This window comes from Pseudomonadota bacterium, assembly GCA_016719885.1.
In the GTDB taxonomy this organism is placed as follows: Bacteria; Pseudomonadota; Gammaproteobacteria.
In genome coordinates this window covers 361,773-375,697 of the sequence record JADJYF010000004.1, presented here as the reverse complement: position 1 = coordinate 375,697, position 13,925 = coordinate 361,773, and the positions used below count along the sequence as shown (strand labels likewise).

Here is a 13,925-nt window from a genome sequence, read left to right as displayed (position 1 = left end):
CATGGCCTGGGCTATACTGGCCACTCCTTTTCATAGCCCCAGACCGCAAGCCCACGCCATGTCATCGACCTCCGCACCCGACAAACCCTGGGGCGGCCGCTTCACCGCGCCGACCAACGCCTTCGTCGAGGAATTCACCGCCTCGGTGAGCTTCGATCAGCGCCTCGCGCTGTGCGATATCCGCGGCTCCATCGCCCATGCGCGCATGCTGTCCGAATGCGGCGTGCTCGCGGTCAGCGAATTCGAAACCATCGCCGACGGCCTCGCGGCGGTGCGTGCCGACATCGAGGCCGGCCGCTTCAGCTGGTCGGTGAAACTCGAAGACGTGCACATGAACGTCGAGAGCGCGCTGGTGGCGCGCGTCGGCGAAGTGGGCAAGAAGCTGCATACCGCGCGCTCGCGCAACGACCAGGTCGCGACCGACATTCGCCTGTACCTGCGCGAAGAGATCGATGCCCTCGTCGAACGCCTGGGGCGCCTCATGCAGGCGCTGGTGAATCTCGCCGAACAGGAAGCCGACACCCTGCTGCCGGGCTTCACGCACCTGCAGGCCGCGCAGCCGATCTCTTTCGGTCATCACATGCTGGCGTGGTTCGAGATGCTGCTGCGCGACGCCGGCCGTCTGCGCGACTGCCGCGCGCGCGGCTCAACGTGCTGCCGCTGGGCGCCGGCGCGCTGGCCGGCACCACCTTCCCCATCAACCGCGCGCGCAGCGCCGAGCTGCTGGGCTTCGACAGCGCGGCGGAGAACTCCCTGGACGCGGTAAGCGATCGCGACTTCGCCATCGAGTTCGCGGCCGCGGCATCGCTGCTCATGGTGCATTTCTCGCGCATGTCCGAGGAACTGGTGCTGTGGAATTCCCAGGCCTTCGGCTTCGTCGACATCGATGATGCCTTCTGCACCGGCTCGTCGATGATGCCGCAAAAGAAAAACCCCGACGTGCCGGAGCTGGTGCGCGGCAAGTCGGGACGCGTGGTCGGTCACCTGATGTCGCTCATCACGTTGATGAAGGGCCAGCCGCTGGCCTACAACAAGGACAACCAGGAGGACAAGGAACCCTTGTTCGATACCCTGGATACCATCAACGCCTGCACGCGCGCGTTCGCCGATCTCGTGCCGACCCTGAAGGTCGAGCGTGCGCGCATGCGCGCCGCCGCCGCGCGCGGCTATATCGCCGCCACCGATCTGGCCGATCACCTGGTGCGGCTCGGCCGGCCGTTCCGCGATGCCCACGCGGTGGTGGGCGCGGCCGTGGGTCTGGCCGTGGCGCGCGGCTGCGAACTCCATGAGCTGCCGCTGGCCGAATACCAGAAGCTCGACGCGGCGCTCGATGAGTCGGTGTACCGCGTGCTCGACATGGATCAGTGCCTCGCCGCCCGCGATCACTTCGGCGGCACCGCGCCCAACCAGGTACGCGCGGCCTGCGCGCGGGCCCGTACTCGCATCGCAAAGGTGCTGACCAGCGTCGGCGCCCCGGGAGTTGCCGATGAAAGTTCTTAAAGTCCTCGCCATCGCGGTCGTCGCGCTGGTGGCCGTGGTGGTCATCGGCGCCGGCATCTTCATCGCCACCTTCAATCCCGAAAAATACAAGGACGAACTCATCGCGCGCGTCAAGGCCGAGACCGGTCGCGATCTCGTGCTGAGCGGCCCGCTGGAAGTCGCGCTGTGGCCGAAGCTGCGCCTGAAAGCCGGCCCGCTCACGCTCGGCAACGCGGCCGGCTTCGGCGACGAACCGATGCTCGCCGCGCAGGACATCCAGGTGGCGGTCGCAACCTGGCCGCTGCTCGAAAAGCGCGTGGAGATGGATACCGTGGTGCTGCACGGCGTGAGCGTCAATCTCGCGCGCAATGCCGAGGGCGTCACCAACTGGGAAGACCTTTCCAAACCCGGCGCGGCCGGCGATGGTGCCGCCAAGCGCGACGGTGGCGCGCCGATCGCTGCGCTGATCCTCGGCGGCGTCGACATCAAGGACGCGAGCTTCACCTGGAAGGACGCGACTACAGGTCACGAGCTCGCACTCAAGAACCTCACCGCCACCACCGGCGCGCTGACCTTCGGCAAGCCCATCGAGCTCGCGCTGTCGGCCACCGCCACCGCCAACCAACCGGCGCTCGATGCCGACATCAAGCTCAGCGGCACGCTCAATTACAACGTCGATGACAAGCACTACGTGCTCGCGCCCCTGGTGCTCACCACCGACATGCGCGGTGCGACCCTGCCGGGCGGCGCGGCCAAGCTGGAACTCGACGCCGGGCTGGACCTCGATCTGAAAGCCGGCACCGCCAAGCTCAGCGGCTTGAAACTGAGCGGGCTCGGTACCGACGTCAGCGGCGAGTTCAGCGCGCGCAACATCGAAGATGAACGCCCGAGCGCCAGCGGCCAGCTGGTCTTGAAGGGCGCGGATCTGGCGCAGCTGTTCAATGCCTTCGCCCTGCCGGCCGGCAAACAGCTGGCGGGCGTCAACGATCGCAGCTTCGATTTCACCACCGCCTTCGATGCCAACATGGACAGCGGCGAAGTGAAGGTCTCGCAGCTCGAGGGCCGGGTGCTGGGCGCGCAGTTGACCGGCGCCTTCACCGCCACCGCCGCCAACACCGACAAGCCGACCGCCAAGGGCAACCTGCATGCCCACGGCCCGGACCTGCCGGCCTTGATGGCCATCATCGCGCAGCTGCAGGGCGCGAGCGGCGCCACGCAGAAGCAGCTCAACCAGGCGCTCGCCGGCAGTCCCGACAAGTCCTTCGACGTCAACGTCGACCTCGATGTCGACATGGGCGCCGGCAAGGCCGCGCTGCCGCGTCTCGAGGCAAAGCTGCTCGGCAACGAACTCCGCGGCCGCGTCACCGCGACCAATGCCAACAGCAAGCAACCGGCGGTGCAGGGCGAACTCAAGGCCAGCGGCGCGGATTTCCCGGCACTGCTGGCGGTGGCCGCCGGCCTCGAGGGCAAGGACTCGGCGCTCGCGCCGATGGCGCAATCGCTGGCCAGGGAATCGAACAAGCGCTTCGACTTCGAGAGCGGCTTCGATGCCGATCTCGCCAAGGGACGCATGAGTCTTTCCAAGCTCACGGCGAACCTCGCGGGCGTGAACCTGAGCGGCAATCTCGACGGCAGCGGCCTCGACATCGCCAACAAGCAGGGCCAACTCAACGGCAAGCTCGTCATCGAGAGCCAGGATACCGGGCCGCTGCTGCGCGCCGTGGGCCAGGGCGAGATGGCGCAAGCGGTGAAGAGTCTCAAGCTCGATACCGGTGTGGCGGGCGGACTCGACGACATGCGCCTGTCGCCGCTGTCGGTGGTGGCACGCGTGGCGAGCGCGGAACTGCCGCAGGCGGTCGACCTCGAGATCACCGCCGCGTCGGCGCACGCCAACCTCAAGGCCGAGACCGCCAGCATCAAGTCGCTGGCCGTGACCGGCCTCGGGCTCAACGCCAAGGCCGACATCGAGGCCGAGAAAATCATGAGCGCGCCGCGCTACAGCGGCAAGCTCACGGTGCCGAGCTTCAATCCGCGCAACCTCATGAAGACCTTGAACAAGGCGGTGCCGAAGACCGCCGATGCCAAGGCGCTGACGGCGCTCGCCATCGACACCTCGTTCAGCGGCACGACCAGCAGCATCAAGCTGCCGGATCTCGCGGTGACGCTCGACGACAGCCATCTGAAAGGCAGCATCGACGTGGCGGCCTTCAGCGGTCCCGACCTCAGCTTCAAGCTAGCGCTCGACAGCATCAACGCCGACCGCTATCTCGAACCACCGGCCAAGGGCGAGGGCAAGACCGTCGTCACGCCCGATGCGGCGGTGGCCGGCGCCGCCAATTCCCTGCCGGTGGAACAATTGCGCGGCTTGAAGATCAAGGGTGAACTCAGCGCCGGCGCGCTGCAGATCTCGGGCGCGAAGATGAAGAACGTGAAGTTCGCCATCGATGCGGCCAAGGGCCTCATCAAGCTCGACCCGCTGGCCGCGCAGCTCTACGAAGGCGCCTACAAGAGCGCGGTGGTGGTGGATGCGCGCGGCAAGCAGGCGACGCTGGCGCTCAACAGCCAGCTCGACAAGGTGCAGATTGCACCGCTTTTGAAAGACACCGCCAACAACGAAAGCCTGTCGGGCGCGGTGAGCTTCGACGCCGCCTTGAAAGCCGCCGGCGGCGACGGCCCGCACATCAAGCAGAGCCTCGGCGGCAATGGCCATTACGCCATCGACAACGGCGTGTTTCGCGGCGTCGACGCGGTCGCGATCCTGCGCGCCGTCGAACAAATCATCGAATGCAAATGCGTGGTGCCGGTGCCGAAGGGCGGCCAGACCCAGTTCAAAAGCCTGACCGGCACGCTGGCGGTCAAGAACGGCGTGGTGCGCAATGACGATTTACTGATGGCGGGCGAAGGCTTCACCATCAAGGGCAAAGGAATGCTGGTCAATCTCAACGACAACAGCATCAAGTACGACCTCTCGCTCGGCGTCACCGAACAGCGCACCGCCACCGCCACCAACACCTTCAAGCTCGGCGGTTACCAAGTGCCGATAGCCTGCCGTGGCCAGGTCGACAGCCCGTCCTGCCTGCCGGATTTCGGCCACATCCTCGGCGACGTGGTCAAGGACGCCGCCAAGAAGAAGATTGAAAAGGCCGTGGGCAAGAAGCTCAAGGGCATCATCGATGGCAAGGACGGCGAAACCATCAAGAACCTGCTCAAGTTCTGAGTCCGTCGGATCTCGCGCCCGCTCATGTTCATTGCCCTGCGCGCCGCGGCGCTGCTCTCGCTGCTGCTGTGCCTGCCCTTACACGCGGCCGATACCGAGCGCGCCGAGATCAGCTTCCAGGGCCGCACTTACCAGTACACCTTCGTCGCGCGCCTCAAGGCCAATGCGCAGGACGTGCACGCGGTGGTCACCGACTTCGAACACATGAAGCGCGTCAACGACGACATCGTCGAGAGCCGCGTGCTGCATCGCTACGACAACGGCGAATTGAAGCGCCTGCTGAAGCTGCGCCACTGCATCCTGGTGTTCTGTTTCGACATGGACTTCGTCGAGCGCGTCAAGGAATCGCCCGGCCACCTCACCACCACCATGGTGCCGGAGGAAAGCACGTTCGTGGACGGCACCGCGAACTGGCAGATCGATGCGCTTGGCGACGACAGCACGCGCATCAGCGTCAGCGCGCGGCAGACGCCGCGTTTCTGGATCCCGCCGGTGCTGGGGCCACTCATCCTCAAGAAAGTGTTCATGAGCGAAGTGGCCGAGACCTGCGCCAACATCGAACGCATCGCCAATGCTGGCTACCGCCGTGGCTGACAGCGGATTCAGCGCACGCCTGCTGGCCTGGCACGCGCGCCACGGACGTCACGGTCTGCCCTGGCAACAGGACCGGACGCCCTATCGCGTGTGGCTGTCGGAGATCATGTTGCAGCAGACCCAGGTCGCGACCGTCATTCCCTATTTCGAACGCTTCGTCGCCCATTATCCCGACGTCGCGGCGCTGGCGGCGGCGGTCCAGGACGAGGTGCTGCACCTGTGGTCGGGGCTCGGCTATTACAGCCGCGCGCGCAACCTGCATCGCTGCGCGCAAACGGTGATGGAGCGCCATGACGGAGAATTCCCCACCGACCTCGATGCGCTCATGGCCCTGCCCGGCATCGGCCGTTCGACCGCCGCGGCCATCCTTGCCCAGGCCTGTGAACAGCCCCACGCCATCCTCGACGGCAACGTCAAACGCGTGCTGGCGCGCTACCACGCGGTGGCGGGATGGCCGGGAGAATCAGCGGTGGAGAAGCGCCTGTGGCAATACGCCGAAGAGCACATGCCGCGCCACGACGTGTGCAATTACACGCAGGCCATCATGGATCTCGGCGCGACGCTGTGCACGCGCAGCCGTCCGCGCTGCGTCGATTGCCCGCTGGCCGGCGACTGCGCGGCCCTCGCCGCCGACAGCGTGGCACGCTTCCCTGCCGCGCGCCCCAAGCGCGTGATGCCGAGACGCCGCACGCTGTTCCTGGTCATCGAGAACGCTGGCGGCGAAGTGCTGCTGGAGCGTCGCCCGCCACATGGCATATGGGGCGGGCTGTGGTGTTTTCCGGAAATGGGTGACGAGGACGCCTTGCCCGCGCGGCTCGCCGAACTCGGCCTCGGCGGCGGCGAAATCGTCGAGACCCTGGCGCCCATCGCCCACAGCTTCACGCACTTCCATCTCGACATCACGCCGCTGCGCGTGCGCGCCGACAGCCACGCGCTGGCGGTCCGCGAAGGCCAAGCGCTGCGCTGGCATTCGCCATTCGATTCGACAAGAATTGGCTTATCCGCTCCCGTCACGCGACTGCTGGAAAGTCTGCGCTGACCGTCAACCCAGAGGCTCGTCATGTCCCGTACCGTTCACTGCATCAAACTCGACCGCGAAGAAGAAGGCCTGGAGAGACCGACCTATCCCGGCGAACTCGGCAAACGTATTTTCGAATCGGTGTCGAAAGCCGCCTGGCAGATGTGGCTCAAGCACCAGACCATGCTCATCAACGAATACCGCCTGACGCCCATCGAACCCAAGGACCGCGCGTTCCTGGTGGCGGAAATGGAAAAGTATTTCTTCGGTGAAGGTTCGGCGACGCCGAAGGAGTTCGTGGCGCCGAAGGAATAGTCCTGCCGCATCCTTGTGTGGGTCCGACTTCAGTCGGACATTTGCCGCATTGAACGCATGGTGCTCTGCAAGTCCCGTGTCCGACTGAAGTCGGACCCACCCAGCGCCGCATTCAGGCCATCATCGCCCCGCCCAGCGCCAGCAAGCCCAGCCCCGCGCCCCACGACACCCACGCCCCGCCGGGCAACACCCTTTCGGCAAGAATGAACAGCGCCAGCGCCGCCATGGTGGCGACGCTCATGGCACCGCCGGCGAACATCAATGCCATCAGCATCCAGCAACAGCCAATGCAGAACAGGCCGTGACGCAGGCCCATTTCCAGCGCGCCCGCACGGCCGCCGCGCCAATGCTTGAGGAAAAATCCCATCGGCCCGCGACAATGGGCCAGGCACGCGGCCTTCAAGGGTGTGAGCTGCCATAGCCCGGCGGCGATGAGGATGGCGCCGGCCACGCGCGGCGAAGTGGCGAGCAGCGCGCCGCCAAGCAAGCCCTGGCCGTGCAGCCACCATTGCAGGAGCGCGGCGAGCACACCGAAGGCGCTCCACGCCACCAGGTAGCCGGCGCCGAACCACAAGGCATCGCCCTCACCGCCCGGACCGCGATCGAGGCTGCGGAACACCAGCATCATGGGCAGCGCCGACGGCGTCATCATCGCCACCATCATCACCAGCCACATGAGCGCGGTGGACAACAGATAGGGCAGCGCCGCGCCCGGCGTCATCATTGCCATCGCGAGCCGCGCCAAGGGCGCGTCGCCCTGCATGGTCGCCATCGCCTCTTCAGCCGCCACCAGCCACGCCCAGGCCAGCGCCGCCGTCACCAACAGGGCGGCGAGCGCGAGTGAAAAGCCCACGCGCGAGAAACTCGCGCCGTGGGGCATGTCGCTCACGGCGCGAATCTCGCGATCAGGAGGGGTGTCGTCAGGCCGCCTGGCCCTGCCAGTCGAAGGGTGAGAAATGGCCGTTGTTGTTGCCCGAGGTGTCGCGCCACAGGATGCCGAAGGCGTCGATCACATTGCGCACCGCGGTGGCGAGATTGAGGCGCTTGCTGACCGGGTGCGCGGTGTTGTCGATGGCGATGCACTGGCCGGGCGCGGTCATGCTGGCCACGCCGGTGACCGACTGGTCCAGCAATCCCCCGATGCGCACCGTATGCGTGGCATCGTTGCGCTCGTATTCGATGAGCGCCCGCTCCACCCCGCGAAAATCCGCGATCAGCGGCGCGAACATCGCCAGCGGTCCATTGCCCGCCGCACTGGCGATGGTGCCGACCGCGGCCGCCTGGTCATCGCTGGCGCGTGAATCGATGACCAGTCCCCCGATCCACTGCCCGGCCGACATCAGCGCCAGGGACTGGGCGAACATGGTGAAACGCACGCCATCGAGCTTCACGTCGCCGAAATGCCCGGCAGTGATCTCGAACGTCAGGGCCACCTTGCAGAATTCGTGGGTGGCGGGAAGAGACATGTTCTTGACGATGCAAGGACACAGAAAGTCACAGCTGCACGCCTCCATGTACTCGCCTTTGACCGCCCAGGATGTAGCCATAGCGCGCCCCTCGTAATGCAGTGTTGGATGACCCGTGCGGCAATCTTGGTCACAGGCCGTGCCAGGGTCAAGGTAAATGGCCGCGGCGGGTTGACTAGACGCGCCCCAGCCTATTTAATGCCGGGCTTCGCGCGCAAGGCGCGAGGGGCCGGACGGCCGCGTCTCCACGCACCCCATCGTCCGCCCGCGACCTTCCTGGCCGAGTAGCTCAGTTGGTAGAGCAGAGGACTGAAAATCCTTGTGTCGGTGGTTCAATTCCACCCTCGGCCACCACATTCGAATGCTTAAAACGTCAAGCAGAATTTTCATGCAGCCCTGGGCTGTATGGACTCGACCAGCACTCGTCCCAGGGCTGCGTTGGCCTCTTCCAGGTCGAACGCCGCCTGCAATGCCATCCAGAATTCAGCCGTTGTCCCGAAGTAGCGCGCCAGCCTGAGCGCGGTGTCCGCGGTGATGGCTCGCTTGCCCAAGACAATCTCGTTAATCCTTCGAGGCGGCACGGCAAGCGCCCGAGCGAGCGCGTTCCGGCTCAAGCCGATGGGCGCGAGGAACTCCTCTGCCAGCACCTCGCCCGGATGAACGTTTGGAAGCTTCTTGGTCATGGCGCTCTTCAGTGGTAGTCGCCAAGTTCAACGTCGTGGGCGCCGTCCGCCTTCCACACGAAGCAGATGCGCCACTGATCGCTCACAAGAACGCCGGCTGGCCTTTGCACGACGCCATGAGCTCATTCAGCGAGACAGCTCATGAGCGCATTGTCCGCCATGATGTTGCTCATCGCCGCTGAAAGTGCGGTATTCAAGTGCTTGGTGTTCGACTCGGCGAACTGTACGACGAAGACCTCTTCGGTCGACTCACCGCGGTAGAGGTGTTCGTATTTCCGCTCGCCACCAAAGGAGCAGATTCCTTTCAGCGCGGCTTCCGCGCGCAGATGTCCCGTGACGATGCCGGGAGTAACCTGGTACTGGACATTGCGCAGCTCGATTCGCAGTTCGTGGAGCTCGCGGTTGCGTCCAGCAACGACATCGAAGCCTCGAGCCGAGAGCGCGGCCTTCAACTGGCTTTCTATCAGCGCGGCCAAATCGTCGTTGGTCGTGATCTCGGCGCTCATTCCAACGCCCACGCCTCGATTGCCGATTGAGGTGCTGGTGCGCTCATCGGCGCTCACCAGGACAATCTGCTTCTGACTAGCCTGTACGGGCCCGGTGCGGCTCACCGGCGCGACCGTCGGAGCGAACTTGACCTCTTGAGGAGTCAGCGCGCAAGCGCCGAGTGTGACCAGCAACCCGAGAAGCATGGCCTGCCCGACAACCATTCCTGTCGCCCGGCCAACTGTCCTGCAAACTGTCATATTTCCTCCAATGTACGCCGTGGCAATCACCGCCAGCCGCGCTCTTTCATCACACCATCGGATTCAGATCGGTGGCGCCCAACAGGCTGCGGCCATGCTGTTCGAAGATCGCATCGCTGGCGAACAGGTGCACGCTGGCAACTTCGAGGTCACGCACGCAGCGCTGCAGCATGTTGTCGAGCCGTGCGGCGCTGCCGCCGCCGTAGCGATAGGCTTGACTGGCGACTTCGGTTGCCACCCTGACCATGTGGGCAACGATGCCACGCAGTTCAATCTGTTCCGCGACACCGATGGTTTCGCCGGCGCAGAGGCGCAGCCAGGCTTGTTCGTAGGCATCGAACATGAGCGTGCGCGCGGCGCGCAGTTTGAAATCGGCTTCGCCTAGCCAGCACTGAAAGGTCGGGCGATCCGCGAGGGTTGCCTTGCCCGCGTAGCCGCGTGACTTGCCGGCCGCCTGCGCCGTGATTTCGTCCAGCGCGCGGCGGCCCACGCCCGCGGCGAAGCCGCCGAACTCGTTGGCGATCAGCCCCGGGATGCCCATGCGAAACGCGGGGCCGCCGCGTAAGGGGCGCATGGCACGCAAATCAAAGGTATGGCTTGCGGGCACGAAGCGATCGCGGATGGCGAAGTCGTAACTGCCCGTGCCCTTGAGGCCGGCGACGTGCCAATTGTCGAGGATCTCGACCTGCGCGGCGGGCAGCATCGCCAGCACCGAGTCCGGCGGCGCGCCTTCGTTCTCCACCAGTACATGCACGCCCACCCATTCGGCATGGTTGATGCCGCTGCCCCACGACCAGCAGCCATCGATGCGATAGCCGCCGGCCTCGCGCGTGGCGCGCCCCGGCATGACCACCGCCGCGACGGTCGGAATGCGCCCGCCCGCCCACATGTCTGCTATGCATGCATCAGGCAGGTAGCCGGTCATCACCAGCGCGCCGCAGCCGATGAAACAGGTCCAGCCGGCCGCCGGGTCGATGCGCGACACGGCTTCGTAGACATGCATCTGCGTCACCGGATCGGCGTCGGCGCCGCCCAATTCGGCCGGCACCTTGAGCGTGAACAATCCTTCGTTGCGCAGCGCCGCGACCGCGTCGGCGGGCAAGGTGCGCAGGGTCTCGCTCTGCACGCCGCCTGCTGTGAGGACGGGCTGGATGCGCGCTACCGAGGCGAGCAGCGCTTCGCGTTGGCGGATGCGTTCTTCATATGCAACAGGCAATGTCGTGTCTCCTCGCGTTGATGGCGGCGCGACCGCGCCGGTGGGTCACCGGTCAAAAAAATCTCAGCCGCCGCACACCTGCGCCAGCAAAGCCGGCACGTCGGCCGGCGGCGCATCGCCACGCCAGGCGATGTGTTGATCAGGCCGCACCAGCAACAGTCGGCGTGCATAGATGGATAAGAGATCGGGGCGCGCGAGTCGCACCACCGTGAACGGCATGCCACGCCGGGCCGCCGCCTGTTCGAATGCGCGCATGTCTTCGTCACCGTCGACGACGACCAGCGTGAAGCCAAGTCCCAGGCGGTCGTGAATGCTGACACCATCGGCGAGGAAGACATGCGGCAAGCGTGCGCCGGGCCATGTCGACGCGACGTAGGCCAGCGGTTCGACGCTGGGCGCGTCGTCTTCCGTCGCGACTATCGGCGACTGGTCGTAACGAAAGCCGAGTTCCACGCCCCAGGACTCGTTCTCGGCATTGCCGGCGGCCGCGATGCGCGCGCCCACCTCGGCGCGCCGCGCAACGGTCTCGGCGTCCTCGCCTTCGAGTTCGCCGGCGGCGGCGAAGATCTCGGCTATCTCGATACGCACACCGAGATGGCGGCGCGAGGCATCGCGATGCCACCAGGCTGTCGGCCGTCGTTCGGCGTCATGGGCGGCCAGCAGCTGGGGCCCGCCCCAGCCCTGCACCAGGGCCGCGAACATCCAGGCCAGACCGATGGCGTCGCACACGCCGGAATTCATGCCGTAGCCGCCGGTGGGCATGAACTGGTGGGCCGCATCGCCTGCCAGCGCGACGCGCCCGTCAACGTAACGCTCGGCGACCACCATGTGCGCGCTCCACGGATTGTGCAGCAGGATCTCGTAATCGAATTTGCGACCGGCCCAGCGCTCGAGCACCTCGCCCGGGTCCCAGGTGCTCGGATCTTCTCCCGGCATTATCCAGGCCTGCAGGGTATGGATTTCGTCGTCGTCCTGGTGAATCAAGGTGCCCATCGCCGACTGCGAATGCCAGGTCTTGCCCCAGCGCTGCAGGAAGGCCCGTTCAGGGCTGCGGAAGTGGATCATGTAGGCGCTCGCGACCGCGAAGTCGCCTTCGAGCGCAATGCCCAGCGATTCGCGCACGCGGCTGGCGCCGCCGTCGCAGCCGGCGACATAGGCGGCACGCAGCGTGATGCGCTTGTTGGTCCGCATATCGAGCGCCTCGATATCGACGCCTTCCGCGTCCTGGCCAAGCACACGCTCGAAACGCACCTGGAAGCGTGCATCGATCAATGGTTCGGCTTCGACCGCGGCCTTCAAGATCGGCTCGATCGCAACCTGGCTCACGCGCAACGGCGCTTCGCCGGGCTGGTTGCCGTCGTTGCGCTGGCGCGCCGTCGCTGCGAACTCGGCTGAGGACGGATAGCGAAAGCGATGCAGCTCGTGGCCGCACAGCGAGGTCATCCACAGGATGTCGAAAGGATTCTCGCGCGGCACGCCGACATCGCGCAGCCGCTCGGCGAGACCCAGGCGCCGATAGAGTTCCATCGAACGCACGTTGGTCAAATCCATCTTCGGATAACGCGTCGTGTGTTCACTCTGCTCGAGGAGCGTGCAACGCACACCGAGCCGCGCCAACTCCAGCGCGAGTGTCATGCCGACAGGCCCGCCGCCGGCGATCAGCACCGGCGTTTCGACGGCTGCTTGGGCGTTCATCGTGTCTTGTTCTCCTTCGCTTCGAGTAACGTCAGCGCGCGGCTCACGGCCAGGCCAGGGGCTAGCGTCGCTGCCGCCTGGATGCTGGCCGCGAGCATGAGCATGAGAGCGTCGATCAGCGCTTCGGTGACGACCACGCGCGGCGCTTCCAGTACCTGCAGCGTCGATTCGTCGATGGCGCCGCTCAAGGCGCGCAACATGAACATCAAGGCACGGGCCTCGGCGTCGAGATGCAGCAACTCGCAGACGCGCATCAGGAACTGCCGCCGCACCACGTCGAAGATCGCCCACGCGTCCGGATCGGCGCCGATGCCACCACGCAGCAGCGCGACCGCGAGGGTCGGCCTGCGCACCATGAAATCGAAATGCGCGGCAAGCATCGCGCGCAGCTCGTCGCGCGGCGCCGCAGCGCGGGCGCTGGCGTGTGCCTCCGCCAATTCACGCGCGGCGTCGCGCATGGCGGCCAGGTACAGGCCGCGCTTGTTGCCGAAATAGTGGAAAGGCAAGCCATGGGCACAGCCCGCGGCATCGGCGATGGCCGCCATGGACACGGTGTCGTAGGGCCGCGCGGCAAATTGATCGGCGGCGGCGGACAGCACGCGCGCGGCCGTGGCCTCGGCCTGGGCCTGACGACGGGTGCGTGGCATTTCGGCGAGGCGCGTCATGCACAGCGCCATGCCGGCCTTGCGGACGGCGCACGCATAAGGATGGGTATGGTCATGACGATGGATTTTCGTTGACTATCAGTCAACGAATCTAGCCGGTCAGTCCAAAACGGGCAAGCGCCGCGCCGGAAACCCGCGATGGAAACGACGCCGAAGCGCGCCCCACCACCGCTTCATGCATTGGCCTTGTTCGTGCCAGCGTGAACCTCGGGCGACGGCTAGCGTCGCCGTTTGGATTTCGACTTGGCCGGCGCCCTGGCGCCGCCGCTGCCCTGCTCACCGAGTGGCAGCTGGGTTCGGTACACGACCGGTTTCAGCGCGAAGCTGGTCTGGATGTTGCCCACGCCCGGTATGCGCGTGAGCTTGTCGCCCAGGAATCGCTCGTAGGCATCGAGGTCCGGCACCACCACGCGCAGCAGGTAGTCGGAGTTGCCGGTCATCAGGTAGCACTCCATCACTTCCGGACAGCCGGCTATCTGCTCCTGGAACTGCTCGAGCGCCTCGCGTTCCTGGCTGCGCAGCGACACGTTGATGAAGGCGCTGATGGGCAGCCCGACCGCCACCGCGTCGAGTATGGCGACGTAACGACGGATGATGCCCGCGTCCTCCAGGGCCTTGACGCGACGCAGGCACGGCGACGGCGACAGGCCAACCTTGCCGGCGAGTTCGAGGTTCGTCAGTCGCGCATCGTCCTGCAGATGCAGGAGGATCCGGTAGTCCATGCGGTCAAGTTTCGCTATTGGCATATCTGGCCCTTTTGTTCGCTCGATTTTTATTTTCATTGCCAATCATCGCAATCTCAGGGCCATTTCAGCACTTAATTGCAGCACC

General features: G+C 65.7%; 12 protein-coding genes, 1 tRNA gene and 1 pseudogene. 6 read left to right on the top strand and 8 right to left on the bottom strand.

All coding sequences use genetic code 11. The features are described 5' to 3' along the window. Positions 1–58: 58 nt before the first annotated feature. The 5 genes and pseudogenes from argH to IPM80_05450 all read left to right on the top strand — a co-directional run bounded on the left by argH (position 59) and on the right by IPM80_05450 (position 6,623). Positions 59–1,500, top strand: a pseudogene (argH, locus tag IPM80_05470) (argininosuccinate lyase). Next, complete coding sequence (locus IPM80_05465; protein MBK8957879.1) at positions 1,487–4,696, top strand: AsmA family protein; 3,210 nt, start codon at positions 1,487–1,489, stop codon at positions 4,694–4,696. Before argH ends, IPM80_05465 begins: the two are co-directional and overlap by 14 nt. Before the next feature lie 24 nt (positions 4,697–4,720). Then, a complete protein-coding gene (locus IPM80_05460) occupies positions 4,721–5,290 on the top strand; it encodes a hypothetical protein (protein MBK8957878.1) in 570 nt (189 codons plus the stop codon). Then, positions 5,268–6,329: an A/G-specific adenine glycosylase gene (gene mutY / locus IPM80_05455; GenBank protein MBK8957877.1), complete on the top strand. Its 1,062-nt coding sequence runs from the start codon at positions 5,268–5,270 to the stop codon at positions 6,327–6,329. The genes IPM80_05460 and mutY overlap by 23 nt, the downstream gene beginning before the upstream one ends. A gap of 21 nt (positions 6,330–6,350) precedes the next feature. Next, entirely contained in the window at positions 6,351–6,623 is a 273-nt protein-coding gene (locus tag IPM80_05450) for an oxidative damage protection protein (GenBank protein ID MBK8957876.1), read from the top strand. A 112-nt stretch (positions 6,624–6,735) separates the two neighbouring features. Here IPM80_05450 and IPM80_05445 read toward each other — a convergent pair whose 3' ends face one another. Continuing rightward, positions 6,736–7,512, bottom strand: coding sequence for a DUF2182 domain-containing protein (locus IPM80_05445; GenBank protein MBK8957875.1), 777 nt, complete (start codon positions 7,510–7,512; stop codon positions 6,736–6,738). Between the two features lie 31 nt (positions 7,513–7,543). Further along, positions 7,544–8,170: a DUF1326 domain-containing protein gene (locus IPM80_05440; protein ID MBK8957874.1), complete on the bottom strand. Its 627-nt coding sequence runs from the start codon at positions 8,168–8,170 to the stop codon at positions 7,544–7,546. 197 nt (positions 8,171–8,367) lie between these two features. On the opposite strand from IPM80_05440, the gene IPM80_05435 reads away from it, so the two are divergent. After that, positions 8,368–8,443: transfer RNA gene (locus tag IPM80_05435), tRNA-Phe, on the top strand. A gap of 32 nt (positions 8,444–8,475) precedes the next feature. Here IPM80_05435 and IPM80_05430 read toward each other — a convergent pair. The 6 genes from IPM80_05430 to IPM80_05405 form a co-directional block, all read right to left on the bottom strand. Then, positions 8,476–8,772 carry a HigA family addiction module antidote protein gene (locus IPM80_05430; protein ID MBK8957873.1) on the bottom strand — a complete coding sequence of 99 codons (297 nt, stop codon included), beginning with the start codon at positions 8,770–8,772 and terminating at the stop codon, positions 8,476–8,478. A gap of 122 nt (positions 8,773–8,894) precedes the next feature. Then, a complete protein-coding gene (locus IPM80_05425; GenBank protein MBK8957872.1) occupies positions 8,895–9,482 on the bottom strand; it encodes a hypothetical protein in 588 nt (195 codons plus the stop codon). 85 nt (positions 9,483–9,567) lie between these two features. Then, positions 9,568–10,734, bottom strand: coding sequence for an acyl-CoA dehydrogenase family protein (locus IPM80_05420; GenBank protein ID MBK8957871.1), 1,167 nt, complete (start codon positions 10,732–10,734; stop codon positions 9,568–9,570). A 63-nt stretch (positions 10,735–10,797) separates the two neighbouring features. Then, a complete protein-coding gene (locus tag IPM80_05415; GenBank protein MBK8957870.1) occupies positions 10,798–12,429 on the bottom strand; it encodes an FAD-dependent monooxygenase in 1,632 nt (543 codons plus the stop codon). Further along, on the bottom strand, positions 12,426–13,094 hold the full coding sequence (locus tag IPM80_05410) for a TetR family transcriptional regulator (protein ID MBK8957869.1): 669 nt from the start codon (positions 13,092–13,094) through the stop codon (positions 12,426–12,428). Before IPM80_05410 ends, IPM80_05415 begins: the two co-directional genes overlap by 4 nt. A 218-nt stretch (positions 13,095–13,312) precedes the next feature. Beyond that, positions 13,313–13,834 (bottom strand): Lrp/AsnC family transcriptional regulator, encoded by a 522-nt coding sequence (locus IPM80_05405; GenBank protein MBK8957868.1) that lies wholly within the window; start codon positions 13,832–13,834, stop codon positions 13,313–13,315. Between the last annotated feature and the right edge of the window lie 91 nt (positions 13,835–13,925).